This is a genomic window from Sphingomonas sp. H160509 (genome assembly GCF_024124765.2).
Taxonomy (GTDB): domain Bacteria; phylum Pseudomonadota; class Alphaproteobacteria; order Sphingomonadales; family Sphingomonadaceae; genus Sphingomonas.
Genome location: NZ_JAMXSR020000002.1, coordinates 3,921,354 through 3,934,252, shown reverse-complemented (window position 1 = coordinate 3,934,252; position 12,899 = coordinate 3,921,354). Strand labels below are relative to the sequence as shown.

The window sequence follows — 12,899 nt, the reverse complement described above, 5'->3', positions numbered from 1 at the left end:
TCAGCTGCTGTGGTCCGAAATGATCTTCCACGCCGCACCACGCCGCTCGAACACCAAAGTCGTCATGCCCGATTCGCTGGTCGACGCCCCGGTCAGCGTCCACCGTGCGAACAGCATCGCATGCGCCGGATCCAGGCCGCGCATCTCGAGGAACGCGAACGACAGCTTGCCGCGCGCATTGCCCGTGCCGTTGAAGCTGGACCGGTATTTGTCCGCAATCGCCGGCTTGCCGCGAAGCAGTCCCTTCGGCGTCACGAACACTGCGTCCTCGGCATAAATGTCCATGAACCGTGCGAGATCGCCCGCGTTCCAACCCGCCGCGCTCGCATCCATCCCCTTGCGGATCGCGATTTCGGCGGGCGTCTGCGCGATCGCGGGTGCTGCGATCGCGACGATCGCAAGGGGTATCATCACGGTACGCATCATTCTCTCGCCATCAGTTCGAGCAAAGCCGCCTCGCCGACCGGTTCGGACAGCAGGAAGCCCTGGTACAGGCTGCATCCCCCCGCGGCGAGCAGTTCGAGCTGCGACGGTCGCTCGACCCCCTCGGCGATCACCGCGAGCCCTAGCGAACGCGCCATCGTGATTGCGCCGGCGACCACCACGCGGTCGCGCGCGCTGCCATCGATGTCCCGCACCAGCGACTTGTCGATCTTGACGTAATCGAGCGGCAGCGACTTCAGATAGGCGAGGCTAGAATAGCCCGTGCCGAAATCGTCGATCGCCACCCGGCACCCTGCCCCGCGCAGTTCCGCCAACAACGCCGATGCCGCCGCCAAATCCTCGATCAACCCCGTCTCGGTAATCTCGACCGTCAGCCGCCCGCGCGGGAACCCGCTCTCGTCGATCTCGCGCCAGGAACAGCGCGGCAAACCCCGGCCGCGTGATATCCGCCGCCGTGAGGTTCAGCGACACGCGCAACGTCCCCAGAACCTCCGGCCACGCGACCGCGCGCGCCAGTACCAGCCGCTGGATATGGTCCGACAACGCGATGCCCAGGTCGGCTCGGTCGGCGGCGTCGAACAACGTATCCGCCCCAAGCGGCCCAAGCGCCCGGTGGTTCCAGCGCGCCAAGGCTTCGACTCCCGTGATCTTGCCGCTCGCGATCTCGACTTGCGGCTGCCAACGCAAGTCGATCTCGTCGCGCTCGATCGCATGGTGCAGGTCGATCGCCAGCGCGTCGATCGGCGCGACCCCGTCGGGCAGCGCGACATGCAGCACCGATCCGTCGCTCGCCTTCGCCTCCGCCAACGCCTCGCTCGCCCGGCGCAGCAACGCCGCCGCATCGTCGCCCGGCTGACGCTGCGCCACGCCGAAGCGGCATCCGAGCACGGCACGCGTATCGGCCACCGCGAACGGCCGCGCGAGCGCCGCGTCCAGCGCGGTGATCGCCGCCGTCACCGCGGCCCCGGCCGCCTCGATCACCAGCACGAACTCCGACCCGCCAAGCCGAGCGACCATCGCATCCACGCCGATTGCCTGGCGCGCGACCGTCTCCGCGCGCAACACCGCGGCTTCGATCAGACCATCCACCGCGGGACGGCCATGCGCCGCATTGACGATGTCGAGGCGCGACAGCGCCACCAGCACCACCGCCACCGGCCGCTCCTCTGCGATACGGCTGACGATCCAGCGCCGCGCTTCGCCGGTCTCCCTGTCATAGTGCGATGCGCCGGGTATGCCGCGTCGATCGATCGCGCCGCCGGATGCGCGGGCGGCATGGCGCCCTGCGAACCGCAACGCCTGGACGAGTTCGCCTTCGCTGGCCGGACTCGCGAGGAATTGCGTCGCGCCCGCATCGAAGAACTCGCCGATCGCCTCGACATCGCCGCGCGATACCAGCACCAGCAACGCCGCACCGTTGGTGGCGACCAACCCGCCCAGCCTGCGCGTCGCCGAAAGTCCGTCGTCGAGCGCACCGCGCGCATCGATCAACGCGACCGCCGCACCACTCCCCCAGGAACCGGCTCTCCAACCCTTCGGCATCGCCCACGACCGCCGCCTGCCACCCCGCACCGGCACCTGCGCTCGCTAAAATCTCCGCGATCTCATCACGTTGACGGAACGATACCGCGAACAGCGTCGTTGCGATCTGCATGTCTTCCATATCCGTCGCACCTCGCTCGATCGGTGCGAGCCTAGCCGCCGTATCGCCGCGCGCCAATCCAATACCAGCCGATCCGGTCTTGTTAGTGGGACAGTCAGGTCTTAGCTCGGAAGAGATGACGATCGCGCCCACCCTCGAGCAAAAGCCGCTGCGCGATACGCATGGTCGCACGATCAAGTATCTGCGGATTTCGGTGACCGATCGCTGCGATCTGCGCTGCCGCTACTGCATGTCGGAAAAGATGACGTTCCTGCCGCGCAGCAAGCTGCTGAGCCTCGAAGAGATCGCGATCATTGCCGAGCGTTTCATCGCGCGCGGCGTGACAAAGATCCGTCTTTCGGGTGGCGAGCCGCTCGTACGTCGCGACGTCGCCGAACTGGTACAGCGCCTGGGTCACAACATCGGCTCGGGCCTCGAAGAGCTGACGATGACCACCAACGGCACGCGCCTAGCGCAGCATGCCGAAGCGATGGTCGATGCCGGCATTCGCCGCGTCAACGTCAGCATGGACAGCCGAGACCCGGAGCGTTTCCGCTACATCACCCGTCACGGCGACGTGTCGCAGGTGATTGGCGGGATTTACGCGGCCCGCGACGCGGGGCTGGCGATCAAGATCAACATGGTCGCGCTGAAGGGCTTCAACGAGGACGAGATCGCACCGATGCTCGCCTGGTGCCGCGACGAGGGCTTCGACCTGTCGCTGATCGAGACGATGCCGCTCGGCGCGATCGACGAGGACCGCACCGATCGCTTCCTGCCGCTGACCAAGGTGTTCGACGACCTCGGCCAGCAGTTCACGCTCGCCCGCGACGCGCACAAGACCGGCGGCCCCGCACGCTACTGGAACGTCGATGGCACGCGCACGCGTCTTGGGCTCATCTCGCCGCTGACCGCCAATTTCTGCGAAGGTTGCAATCGGGTGCGACTGACAACCGAAGGCAAGCTCTACATGTGCCTCGGTCACGACGACCAGGTCGACCTGAAGGCGGCCCTGCGCGAAGGCGGGACCGCCGGTCTCGACGAAGCGATCGACGCAGGCTTGTTCGCCAAGCCCAAGGCGCACGACTTCCGCATCGGCCAGGGCGAAGGCCCCGCGGTCGCACGCCACATGAGCGTCACCGGCGGATGAGCCTGTACGAGCGGCGGGCGCTGGTCGCGTCCAATACCCCGCCTGCTCGTGCCGCCGAAGCGGAGCTCGCCGACATGGGTGAGTGGGTGCCGGTCGAAGAGGCGGACGTCATCATCGCGCTCGGCGGCGACGGGTTCATGCTCCAGACGCTGCACACGATGCTGGAGCGCCGCAAGCCGCCCGTGCCCGTGTTCGGCATGAACCTGGGCACCGTCGGCTTCCTGATGAACGAATGGCGCCACCACGGCCTCACCGACCGGCTGGAGCGCGCGAAACCGTTCAAGGTCATCCCGCTCAGCATGACCGCGATCGGCGTCGACGGCCGCACCCACACGCTGCCCGCGATCAACGAAGTCTCGTTCCTGCGCGAGACCCGGCAGACCGCCAATCTCGAAGTGACGGTGAATGACCGCGTCGTCCTCGCCGAACTCGCCTGCGACGGCATCCTCGTCGCAACGCCAGCCGGCTCGACCGCGTACAACCTTTCCGCGCACGGCCCGATCCTGCCGCTCGGCTCCGGCATGGTCGCGCTGACCCCGATCAGCCCGTTCCGCCCCCGGCGCTGGCGTGGCGCCATCCTGCCCGACAAGGCACGCATCCGCATCCGCGTACTCGACCCCGGCAAGCGCCCCGTCTCCGCGGTCGCCGACCAGCGCGAGATCCGCGACGTCGCGCAGGTCGACATCTGCATGGACCGCGCCCGCGAACTCACCCTGCTGTTCGATCCCGAGCACGCGCTCGACGACCGCATCACCATGGAACAGTTCGTCGCCTGAACGCGGTTTATCGCCGACTTTGCATTTTTGCGGCGAAACCCGCTTGCATCGTCCGACCGGCCGTTTATAGAGCCGCCTCCGGCAACGTTCCCTGATAGCTCAGCGGTAGAGCTCTCGACTGTTAATCGAGTGGCCGTAGGTTCGAATCCTACTCAGGGAGCCATTTTCCATCCGGACAAGTCCTCGCTTCTTCGCGAGATGCCGGTAGGCCGGAACCCCCTTTTTGAAATCTGTCCCGCCAGTTGCAGTCGTTCTTGCGACGGCGTCTGACCTGCCGCCCCCCTAGGTGCCTAAACGTCCAAGCTCAAAACCAATCCCGGCCGGGACGCGTTCGCGATGGGCGGGATTTGGCGGGTATTCGCGCAAATTCGTAGCTTCTATCGACACTTAGGTCTGACGAACATTCTTTAGTTCATGAAACTTATTTCATGTTAAGATACTTTGTGGTTTAGGATGAAGTCTTACTCAAACAGTGGAGATTTCATGTTTCTTAAGTCACTTACCACGGCATCGGCTGGCCTCATGCTGCTCGCCGCACCAGTTGCAGCGAACGCGGCTTCGGCCAACCCGGCATCCAGCCTCTCGACGATCAAGTCGGAACGCGCCGGCACGCCGACCGTCAAGAAGTCCAAGGTCGCCGACGGCGGTTTCATCATCATCGCTCTTGCCGCCGTTGCGGTCGGTGGCGGTCTGTATCTCGCGATCGACGATGGCGACGATTCCGACAGCAACTAATCTGTTGGACCGGTGTTATGCACCGGTCCAATCGACCTGGGCTTGGACGATACCACGTCGAAACGTGCGCTTGAGAGCCGTTTGTTCTCAAATGAATTAGCAATAATCGTCGTAGTGAGACCGCGTCCTGCCCGATCCGCTGACGCTTCCAGATAGCTTTGTTCGTGCGTCGCGCGCCGATTTGAGACTATGCGATCCTGCACGCGAAAACGGAGCGGAGGGTTCGGAATGGTCGATGCAGTGATAGTCCGCGCAGGCGACAGCGTCGCGACGCTGCTGCGCGATGGTGATATCGGCGACCGGATCGATACCGGCGATGCCGTGCTCACCGGGTCGCAGGCCGTTCCGCGCAACCTGCCGCGACACCCGCTCGGCTTTCCCGTGCCGACGATCCAGATCGCGTCGAACACCGATCTTGCCCAGCGCAAGCCGGGCTGGATCGATTTCGACGCCGGGCAGGTCCTCGACCAGGGGTTCGCCTCGGCCGAAACGGCGTTGCTCGACTGCATCGCCGCGATCGCATCGGGCCGCGAGACCGCCGCCGAGCGCAATGGCGAACGCGAGATCGCGATCTGGAAACGTGGAGTAACGCTTTGACACGACTGACCCATGCGACGCTCGACAAACTGCCGGCGACGATCGAGAGCCCGCGCGGTCGCCCCCCTTCCCTCGATCGGCATCGTCCATTTCGGGCCGGGGGCATTCCACCGCGCGCATCAGGCGGCGTATATCGACGCGCTGTTGGACCATGATCCACGCTGGGGCATCGCGGCGGTGTCGATGCGCAGCAAGCGGACGGTCGCAGCACTTGCCGAGCAGGACGGGCTCTATACGCTCGCGATCCGCGACGCCGAAGCGTCGAACCGCGTGATCGGTGCGCATCGCCGATTCCTCGGACCCGACGACGCGACCGAAACGCACGCACTGCTCGCCGATCCCGCGGTACGGCTGGTGACCTCGACCGTGACCGAGAAGGGCTATTGCCTCGCCGCCGACGGCACGCTTGACCTGACGCACGCCGATATCGTCCATGATCTTGCTGGGACTGACACGCCGCACAGCCTCGTCGGGTGGCTGGTCTCGGGCCTCGCCGCGCGGCGGAAGGCGGGCGTTGCGCCGTTCGTGCCGATGCCGTGCGACAATCTCGCCAGCAACGGCGCCAAGCTCCACGCCGCCCTGGTCGCCTTCGCTCGCGTAAGCGACACGGATCTGGCGGACTGGATCGCCGACGAAGTGCGGGTGCCGTCGACGATGGTCGATCTCGATCACGCCCGCGTCCGACGTTGCGCTCTACGACGACGTCGCCGAAGCGATCGGGCTCGAAGACCTCGCCGCTGTCCAGCGCGAATCCTTTGCGCAGTGGGTGATCGAGGACATCGGCACGCCGCTCGGTCCCGATCTCGCGTCGGTCGGCGCGACCATTACGACCGATGTCGCCAGATACGAGAAGGCGAAGCTGCGGATTCTCAACGGCGCGCATTCGACGCTCGCTTATATCGGCCTGCTACGCGGCGCGGCGAGCGTGGCGGACGCTATGAACGATGCGGCGCTCGCCGGGTTCGTCGACGCGATGATCCGCGACGACATCATACCGATGCTAGCCCACACCCCCGGCCTCGACCTGGATGCCTACCGCGCCGCCGTGCTCCAGCGGTTTCGCAACCCGGTCATCGTCCACCGGCTCGACCAGATCGCGCAGGACGGTTCGCAGAAGCTGCCCTACCGTTTAGGCGATACGCTCGTCGCCAACCGCCGCGCGGGTCGCATGCCTGCTGGCGTCGTCACGGCGCTCGGCGCATGGGTAACGTTCCTGATGCAACGTGCCCGCGACAATATTCCGATCGTCGATCCAGCCGGCGATCGCCTGGCGGACGCGGCACGCGATGGAACGCCGGCCGACGTCGTCGCGCGCCTGATCGATGCCGGACTGGGCTTCCCCCGAACTCCGCGACGACGCAGCCGCCCGGTCCGCGGTCGCCGATGCGGCGGAACGGATCAGCCGCGGCGACTGGTCGGGTGTGAACCTCTAGACCCCATACGCCGCCCGAGCATTGCCGCCGAAGATCGCGTCCTGCGCCTCCGGGCAAGCGCGCGTGACGAACCCGTCGATCAGGTCGACGACCTGGCGATACTCGGCGGCAAGGCGGCAGACCGGCCAGTCGGAGCCGAAGATCAAACGATCGGGACCGAAGCACGCAAGCAGGTGATCGAGATACCGGGCGATCTGGTCCGCCGTCCACGTCGCGTGATCCGCCTCCGTGACCAGCCCGGATATCTTGCAATAGAGCGACGGCACCTGCGCCATGTCGGCGATCGCGTCCGCCCAAGGCTGCCAGCCACCGTGCGCGATGTCGGGCTTCGCACCATGATCGAGGATCAGCCGCGGCGCCGTCGAACGCCCCGCCGCGACCAGATCGTAGAAGCGACGAACATGGATCGCCTGACGGGGTTTGACGAGAATGTCGTAACTGAAACCGCGCTCGACCGTCGCCCGGACCCCGCGCACGAAGTCGGGCATCAGCAGGAAATCGTCGTCCGGCTCGTCCTGGACGATATGCCGAAACCCAGCCAGCTTTGGCGATCCCGACCGCGTCTCCAGCCGCTCCACAATGTTGTCGGCCCGCAGATCGATCCAGCCGACCACGCCCATGATCCGCGGATGCGCAACCGCGAGCTCCAGCAGCCAGTCGGTCTCGGCCTCGGTCTGCCGCGCCTGCACCGCGATACAACCATCGATCGCAGCGCCGTCCAGCAATGGCATCAGATCGGCAGGCGAAAAGTCCTGTGCGAGCACGCTGTCGGGAACGATCCAGTCGAACGTAGACGGCGAATAGGTCCAGAAATGCTGGTGCGCGTCGATACGAGTCACGCGGCGATCCGCGCCTGGCTGGTCGGCTGTGTCTGCATCCGAAGAACGTACCGCGTGCACGCCAGTGCAGCAATCGGATCGACGTGTAGCCGTGACCGAACGCTATTTCGCCACGACCGTAGACATGAAAATACAGCCGTTGCCGCGGACCGTCCGGATGATCTCCGTTCTTTAAATACCACCACCATCGACGTGTTTCCCGGCACGATGGTTGTACCGGACACCAGTCGGCGCTAGCGGCATTCTCCATGTCGACACTCGCCAAACCGCACGTTAAACCCTTGAACTGGCTCCAGCCTTTGGAGGGCCTGCGGATACTGAAACGCGGCGACGTGCCGATCACGCGAGTCCAGGTTTACGGCCAGCGATGCAGCGGGACCAACCTCGTCACGCGCGCGATCGAGGCGAACATGCCGAGTGTGACGATTACCGAGGAATTCGGCTTCAAGCACTGGTTCGTGCCGCCGCAGACGTTGTTCGTGAAGGATACGCTGGTGCTGGTCGTCGCGCGCGATGCGTTCGACTGGACCCGCAGCCTTCACCGCCAGCCCTGGCACGCGCATCCGGACCTGAAGGCGGAGCCGTTCGACGTGTTCATTCGCAGCCAGTGGCACAGTTATTGGGACGATCATTTCGGCCCTATCGAGCCGGGGCACCCGATGCAGGGCGACGAGATGCTGCACGAGCGCGATCCGGAAACCGGCGAACGCTTCGCCAATTGCATCGCCAAGCGCACCGCGAAGCTGCGCCACTGGGCGTCGTTGACCAACCGGACGCACAACGTCGCGTTGCTCGGCTATGATGCGTTCGCGCGAGCACCGTCGGCGTTCGTCGAGGCGTTGTCCGAGGCGACCGGGATCCCGCGGCGCGAAGAATATGTGCCGATCACCAGCTACAAGGGGCAAGGCTATGCGCCCTATGTTCCGACGGCTTATCCCGAACTCGCGCCTGCTGATGCCGAACACATCACCGCGTGGCTTGATCCCGAGGTCGAGGCGGCGTTCGGACTGAGCGCGAACTATGCTGATCGATATCAGTCGCCTTCGGAGACCGGATCGGTACAACGTTCGGCATGACCAAGCCGATCACGTTCTTCATCCATCACCAGGGTCGCGGCCACGCCAACCGGGCGATGGCGATCATCCGCGAGTTGCCTGCCGAGCGCGCGGTGACGATCCTGACTGCCAAGCCGTCGCTGTTCGACGGCTTCGAGCGGCCGATCACGATTGCCGCGCTGCCCGACATGATCGGCGCGCCGGTGCCGACGCCAGGCCTGTTCGCGCAGGCGACGCCCGAGGTGATGCACTGCGTCCCGCTCGGCGTCGCGAAGACCCGCGCGACCATGCGGACGATCATCGACCATCTCGACGACGCCGATCCGGCACTGTTCGTGGTCGACGTCTCTGCCGAGATCGCGCTGCTGGCCCGGATCGCGAGCGTGCCCGCGATCAGCATCCGGATGCACGGCGACCGGCTCGATCCGGGTCATCTGGGCGCCTACCAGGCAAGCGTCGGCCTGCTTGCACCGTTCGGCGAGGCACTCGAACAGGCGGAGACGCCCGACTGGGTACGCGCCAACACGTGCTACGCTGGCGGCCTGTGCACGACCGTCGACACCGTCCCGACCAAGGCTGAAGCGCGCGCGAAACTCGGCCTCGATCCGACCAAGGAAATCGTCGTTGTCCTCACCGGCGGTGGCGGTGCTGGCACGCCCTACGCGCCGCTGACGATGGCGGCGCGCGCGGTGCCGGATGCGCTGTGGCTGGTGGCTCGGGCCGGTCCACCGCGAGGGGCATGAGACCGATTTCGGCAATCTGGTCGAGCTCGGCTGGGTCCCCGGCGTCACCGACCACATCGCCGCCGCCGACGTCGTCATCGCATCGGCCGGCGACAACACGGTGCACGAGATCGCACGAGTGGGCCGGCCTTATGTCTGCGCGCCGGAATGGCGGTATTTCGGCGAACAGACTCGCAAGGCGGAACAGCTCGCAGAGCTAGGCGCCGCGGTCGCGCTGCCATCATGGCCGGGGGCGCTGGCACCGTGGCGGGGGATACTCGACGCCGCGAAAGCGCTCGATTCTGCCGCGCTCGCGGACCTGTACGACGCGGATGCAGCCAAGGTCGCCGCGGACTATCTGGAAGGACTGGCGGTCTCGCTTTGGGCGCCCGCTTCGAAATAGAGCGCTAGTCGATCCTCCCCCGCCAGGGGAGGATCGACACGTTGCGCAGCATCTCAGCTAAACAAAACCTCCGGCGGCATTTTCGACGCGGCCACCTCTTCTGCGGTCGGCCCCCGCAACACCGTAATCGTATCCGCATCCCAGGCGATCAGCCCGCGCTCGGCGAAATGCCCCAGCCAATAGTCCATGCACCACCGCCCCCAGGTGCCGCGAAACAACCGCGCATTGCGGATGATCGCGTCGAAATGCTGGTACGCAGGCGTGTGGACGACATGATGCTGGTGATACGCCCGCGCGCCGCCGACCCACCACATCGGCACCACGGCGCGCTCGAGTCGCGCGGCGAAGTCGGTTTCCTCCCCGCCATAGCCGACATAGCGCTCGTCCATCCCCCCCTGCCCGCGCCCAGTCCGCCGCAGAGATCGCGAACGACAGGCCCCAGAGCTCGCCATGGCTCGGCGTCGGCCGTATTTCATCGGGCGCGATCGATGGCTTGGCCGGGTGACGCAGGCCGACCCGGTCGAGCTTGTCCCAGTCCAGCCCGGCGTCCAGCGCGCCGGCAGGGAGATACAGCACCTCGCCCAACCGAATACCGCCTGGCTCGATCGCCGTAGCCGCGTAGCGCCCGACCAACGTCGGCGCAGGGACGCAATCTACATCCAGGAAGATCAGCTGATCCCCACGCGCAGCCGCCGCCGCACGGTTGCGCGCCGCCGCCAGCGGCATCGCGTCGCCCTCGACGAACACCGCGCGCAACGGAAAGTCGGTCGGCGGGAGATCGGTATGCGGCGCGTCCTGCATGTACGCGATCACCAGTTCGTCAGGCTTGCGCGTCGAAGCGTTGAGGCCGGCGATCAGGTTCACCAGATGCGCGCGGCGCCCGCGTACCAGCGTCAGCACGCTGACCGTCGAGGACGTCACGATGCCTTCCTGATACCCTCGACGTCGATCCCGGCCGCGGCCTCGCGGAAAAACGCGACGCCTTCGATCACGCCGCGCGCGTGATGACCGATCGCGACATAGCCGTGCGCTAGGTCCGCGCGCGATCCCAGACCGTCCGAATAATTGCCGACGATGATCGCATGGCGCGACGATCGCAGCATCTCGATATCGTTGCCGCTGTCGCCCGCGACGATCACCTGTCGCGGTTCGAGACCAAGGCGGCGGCGGACGTGCTCGACCGCGGTACCCTTCGATGCGGCATGCGGCAGGATGTCGAGATAGCGGCCGTGGCTCTGGATGATCGAGCAGCTATGGCCGTGTTCCGCCAGCAAAGCCCGCACCCGCTCGGCCGCCGCCATGTCGCCATCCGCGAAATAGCTGAGCTTGAACCGTCGTTGTTCGAGCGGACTCTGCGGCGTCAGTCCGGCATGTTGGCCGATCAGTGCGGCGACCGCCTCGCGGTCCCAGCCGGCGGCGATGATCCCGTCCCATTCGGTATCGCGGTCGTACACGGCCCCGCGCACCGTCCGGTAATAGATCTCCGAGCCGACCGAGGTGATCAGGATTTCGGGGCGCGGCGCATCATGCTGCCCGAGCACTGCCATCGCGCTGTGGAAGCTGCGCCCCGTCGCGATCGCGAACGCGACATCGGTCTGCGCGTCGTGCCACGCGGTGAAATCATCGACGCCTTTCGCACAGCCGAGCAGCGTTCCGTCGATATCCGACACCAACAACAATTCCGGCTTCCGGTCCGTGACCGCAGGCGCGGCGTTCACGACCTCTGCGAGCAACCCGGTATAAAGCTGTACGTGCCGGTCCCAGTCATAGGCGCGGATCGCTATCGACCCCGCCGCTGAGTAGCGCGACCACAGCGCCGGATCGTCTACTATCTTCAGGATCGCATCGGTGATGGCGCTAGGTGAACGCGGATCGACGAGGATGCCGTTGCCGCAGGTCTCGACGATATCGTTCGGCCCGCCGCTGTCGGTCGCAACCACGGGCAACCCGCTCGCGGCGGCTTCGAGCAGGGTCAGCCCGAACGGTTCGTTAAGCGCCGGATTTACGAAGACGCCGCGCCGGGTCCGAGCATGGGCATAGACCGCGGCGATGTCGTCCGGTCGGTGCTGTTTCGGATAGGCGACCTTGCCGTACAGGTCGTAGCGGTCGATCAACTGGAGCAGCTCGGCGATGTTGTCGCGGATTTCGGGCTCCAACGTCGCACTGTCGTCACGCGTGCCCGCCAGGATCACGAGGTTCGCCGCGGCCTGAAGCGCGGGTGACCGGCCATAAGCGTGGACGAGCGCCGCGAGGTTCTTCTTGGTCACCGGGCGAGCAATCGCGAGGATCACGGGCTTGGCGGGATCGTCGAGGAACCGATTGATCAGCGCATCGACGCGAGCATCGGTGCCGCAGTCCGCAAACTGCTTGAGATCGCTACCCGGCGCGAACACGCGGATGCGGCCCGGATCATACGCATCGTAATCGGCATACTGGACTTCGGCCTCGTCGCGGGACGACGCAATGATAGCGGCCGCCCCGGCGATGGCTTCCTCTTCGATCGCGATCCGGCGATCGAGACCCGCGGTTTCCGCGCAATCACGGTCGAACGCGGCCAGCTTCACCCGGCCAAGCGAATGCGCGGTGAAGACATAGGGGATGCCGGTACGCGCCGAAACGCGCGCCGCGATCAGTCCGGCATCGGCATAGTGCGCGTGCATGACGTCGGGCGCGCGATCTAGCGTGGCGATATGCGCGACCAAAGCCTCGACCAGGCTGTCATGCTCGGTCCACAGGTCTTCCTTGACGAGATACGCATCGGACGCGGTCAGCAGGCGGACGATACGCGTCGTGCCGTCGATCGTCTCGATCGGCTCGGCATAACATTCCGCATAGGCCGCATGATGGAATGCACGGGTAACGATTTCCATCCGGTCGATAGTCGGATTGCGGCCGCTGGCAGCGACGAGATCGAGAAGGTACCGGATATGGCCCCCGGTATCCGCGGTGATTCCGTATTCGACGTCGGTTGCGCGTAAACACCCCTGCAACGCGATATGTAGTACGAACACCCTTCCCCCGTTCATCTGCAATTCACGTAAGGAACCGCTCACGGGGTTGCCGAGTTCCGGGCCGATGATACTTTACATGCCGGTATTGACGC

The 12,899-nt window shown here is 65.7% G+C and carries 12 protein-coding genes, 1 tRNA gene and 3 pseudogenes; 10 read left to right on the top strand and 6 right to left on the bottom strand.

The features are described from left to right. Genes NHF48_RS21310 through NHF48_RS21305 form a run of 3 tightly spaced genes read right to left on the bottom strand, consistent with a single transcriptional unit; the run spans nt 1 to nt 1,986 of the window. On the bottom strand, nt 1–423 hold the full coding sequence (locus tag NHF48_RS21310) for a YybH family protein (RefSeq protein ID WP_263817005.1): 423 nt from the start codon (nt 421–423) through the stop codon (nt 1–3). Next, nucleotides 423–791: an EAL domain-containing protein gene (locus NHF48_RS25505; protein ID WP_342454704.1), complete on the bottom strand. Its 369-nt coding sequence runs from the start codon at nt 789–791 to the stop codon at nt 423–425. Before NHF48_RS25505 ends, NHF48_RS21310 begins: the two co-directional genes overlap by 1 nt. Continuing rightward, nucleotides 694–1,986 (bottom strand): EAL domain-containing protein, encoded by a 1,293-nt coding sequence (locus NHF48_RS21305; RefSeq protein WP_342454703.1) that lies wholly within the window; start codon nt 1,984–1,986, stop codon nt 694–696. The genes NHF48_RS25505 and NHF48_RS21305 overlap by 98 nt, the downstream gene beginning before the upstream one ends. 236 nt (nt 1,987–2,222) lie before the next feature. On the opposite strand from NHF48_RS21305, the gene moaA reads away from it, so the two are divergent. The 7 genes and pseudogenes from moaA to NHF48_RS21270 all read left to right on the top strand — a co-directional run. Then, nucleotides 2,223–3,236 (top strand): GTP 3',8-cyclase MoaA, encoded by a 1,014-nt coding sequence (gene moaA, locus NHF48_RS21300; RefSeq protein ID WP_056062863.1) that lies wholly within the window; start codon nt 2,223–2,225, stop codon nt 3,234–3,236. Beyond that, nucleotides 3,233–4,012 (top strand): NAD kinase, encoded by a 780-nt coding sequence (locus tag NHF48_RS21295; RefSeq protein ID WP_056490697.1) that lies wholly within the window; start codon nt 3,233–3,235, stop codon nt 4,010–4,012. Before moaA ends, NHF48_RS21295 begins: the two co-directional genes overlap by 4 nt. A gap of 88 nt (nt 4,013–4,100) precedes the next feature. Continuing rightward, nucleotides 4,101–4,175: transfer RNA gene (locus tag NHF48_RS21290), tRNA-Asn, on the top strand. A gap of 320 nt (nt 4,176–4,495) precedes the next feature. Continuing rightward, a complete protein-coding gene (locus NHF48_RS21285) occupies nt 4,496–4,747 on the top strand; it encodes a hypothetical protein (protein ID WP_253072233.1) in 252 nt (83 codons plus the stop codon). A gap of 366 nt (nt 4,748–5,113) precedes the next feature. Further along, a pseudogene (locus NHF48_RS21280) lies at nt 5,114–5,344 on the top strand (altronate dehydratase); the annotation flags it as partial. Between the two features lie 12 nt (nt 5,345–5,356). Continuing rightward, nucleotides 5,357–5,947 (top strand): annotated as a pseudogene (locus NHF48_RS21275) (mannitol dehydrogenase family protein); the annotation flags it as partial. A 163-nt stretch (nt 5,948–6,110) separates the two neighbouring features. Then, a pseudogene (locus tag NHF48_RS21270) lies at nt 6,111–6,572 on the top strand (mannitol dehydrogenase family protein); the annotation flags it as partial. 201 nt (nt 6,573–6,773) lie between these two features. Here the strand turns inward: NHF48_RS21270 and NHF48_RS21265 are convergent. Beyond that, nucleotides 6,774–7,616: an amidohydrolase family protein gene (locus NHF48_RS21265; RefSeq protein ID WP_253072232.1), complete on the bottom strand. Its 843-nt coding sequence runs from the start codon at nt 7,614–7,616 to the stop codon at nt 6,774–6,776. 248 nt (nt 7,617–7,864) lie between these two features. On the opposite strand from NHF48_RS21265, the gene NHF48_RS21260 reads away from it, so the two are divergent. From NHF48_RS21260 to NHF48_RS21250, 3 genes are read left to right on the top strand one after another with little or no spacing between them, the layout of a single operon-like run. Beyond that, entirely contained in the window at nt 7,865–8,692 is an 828-nt protein-coding gene (locus tag NHF48_RS21260; RefSeq protein ID WP_253072231.1) for a hypothetical protein, read from the top strand. Then, nucleotides 8,689–9,414 carry a hypothetical protein gene (locus NHF48_RS21255; RefSeq protein WP_253072230.1) on the top strand — a complete coding sequence of 242 codons (726 nt, stop codon included), beginning with the start codon at nt 8,689–8,691 and terminating at the stop codon, nt 9,412–9,414. Before NHF48_RS21260 ends, NHF48_RS21255 begins: the two co-directional genes overlap by 4 nt. Further along, nucleotides 9,368–9,796, top strand: a complete 429-nt coding sequence (locus tag NHF48_RS21250) for a glycosyltransferase (protein WP_253072229.1) — start codon at nt 9,368–9,370, stop codon at nt 9,794–9,796. The genes NHF48_RS21255 and NHF48_RS21250 overlap by 47 nt, the downstream gene beginning before the upstream one ends. 57 nt (nt 9,797–9,853) lie before the next feature. Here NHF48_RS21250 and NHF48_RS26235 read toward each other — a convergent pair whose 3' ends face one another. After that, entirely contained in the window at nt 9,854–10,717 is an 864-nt protein-coding gene (locus NHF48_RS26235; RefSeq protein ID WP_253072228.1) for a glycosyltransferase, read from the bottom strand. After that, nucleotides 10,714–12,807: an HAD-IIB family hydrolase gene (locus NHF48_RS21240; RefSeq protein ID WP_253072227.1), complete on the bottom strand. Its 2,094-nt coding sequence runs from the start codon at nt 12,805–12,807 to the stop codon at nt 10,714–10,716. Before NHF48_RS21240 ends, NHF48_RS26235 begins: the two co-directional genes overlap by 4 nt. Between the last annotated feature and the right edge of the window lie 92 nt (nt 12,808–12,899).

Bases quoted from the DNA above. Each gene is read 5' to 3' on its own strand.
- NHF48_RS21310 (WP_263817005.1), bottom strand. From the start codon at position 423: ATGCGTACCGTGATGATACCCCTTGCGATCGTCGCGATCGCAGCACCC.
- NHF48_RS21305 (WP_342454703.1), bottom strand. From the start codon at position 1,986: ATGCCGAAGGGTTGGAGAGCCGGTTCCTGGGGGAGTGGTGCGGCGGTC.
- moaA (WP_056062863.1), top strand. From the start codon at position 2,223: ATGACGATCGCGCCCACCCTCGAGCAAAAGCCGCTGCGCGATACGCAT.
- NHF48_RS21295 (WP_056490697.1), top strand. From the start codon at position 3,233: ATGAGCCTGTACGAGCGGCGGGCGCTGGTCGCGTCCAATACCCCGCCT.
- NHF48_RS21285 (WP_253072233.1), top strand. From the start codon at position 4,496: ATGTTTCTTAAGTCACTTACCACGGCATCGGCTGGCCTCATGCTGCTC.
- NHF48_RS21260 (WP_253072231.1), top strand. From the start codon at position 7,865: ATGTCGACACTCGCCAAACCGCACGTTAAACCCTTGAACTGGCTCCAG.
- NHF48_RS21255 (WP_253072230.1), top strand. From the start codon at position 8,689: ATGACCAAGCCGATCACGTTCTTCATCCATCACCAGGGTCGCGGCCAC.
- NHF48_RS21250 (WP_253072229.1), top strand. From the start codon at position 9,368: ATGCGCTGTGGCTGGTGGCTCGGGCCGGTCCACCGCGAGGGGCATGAG.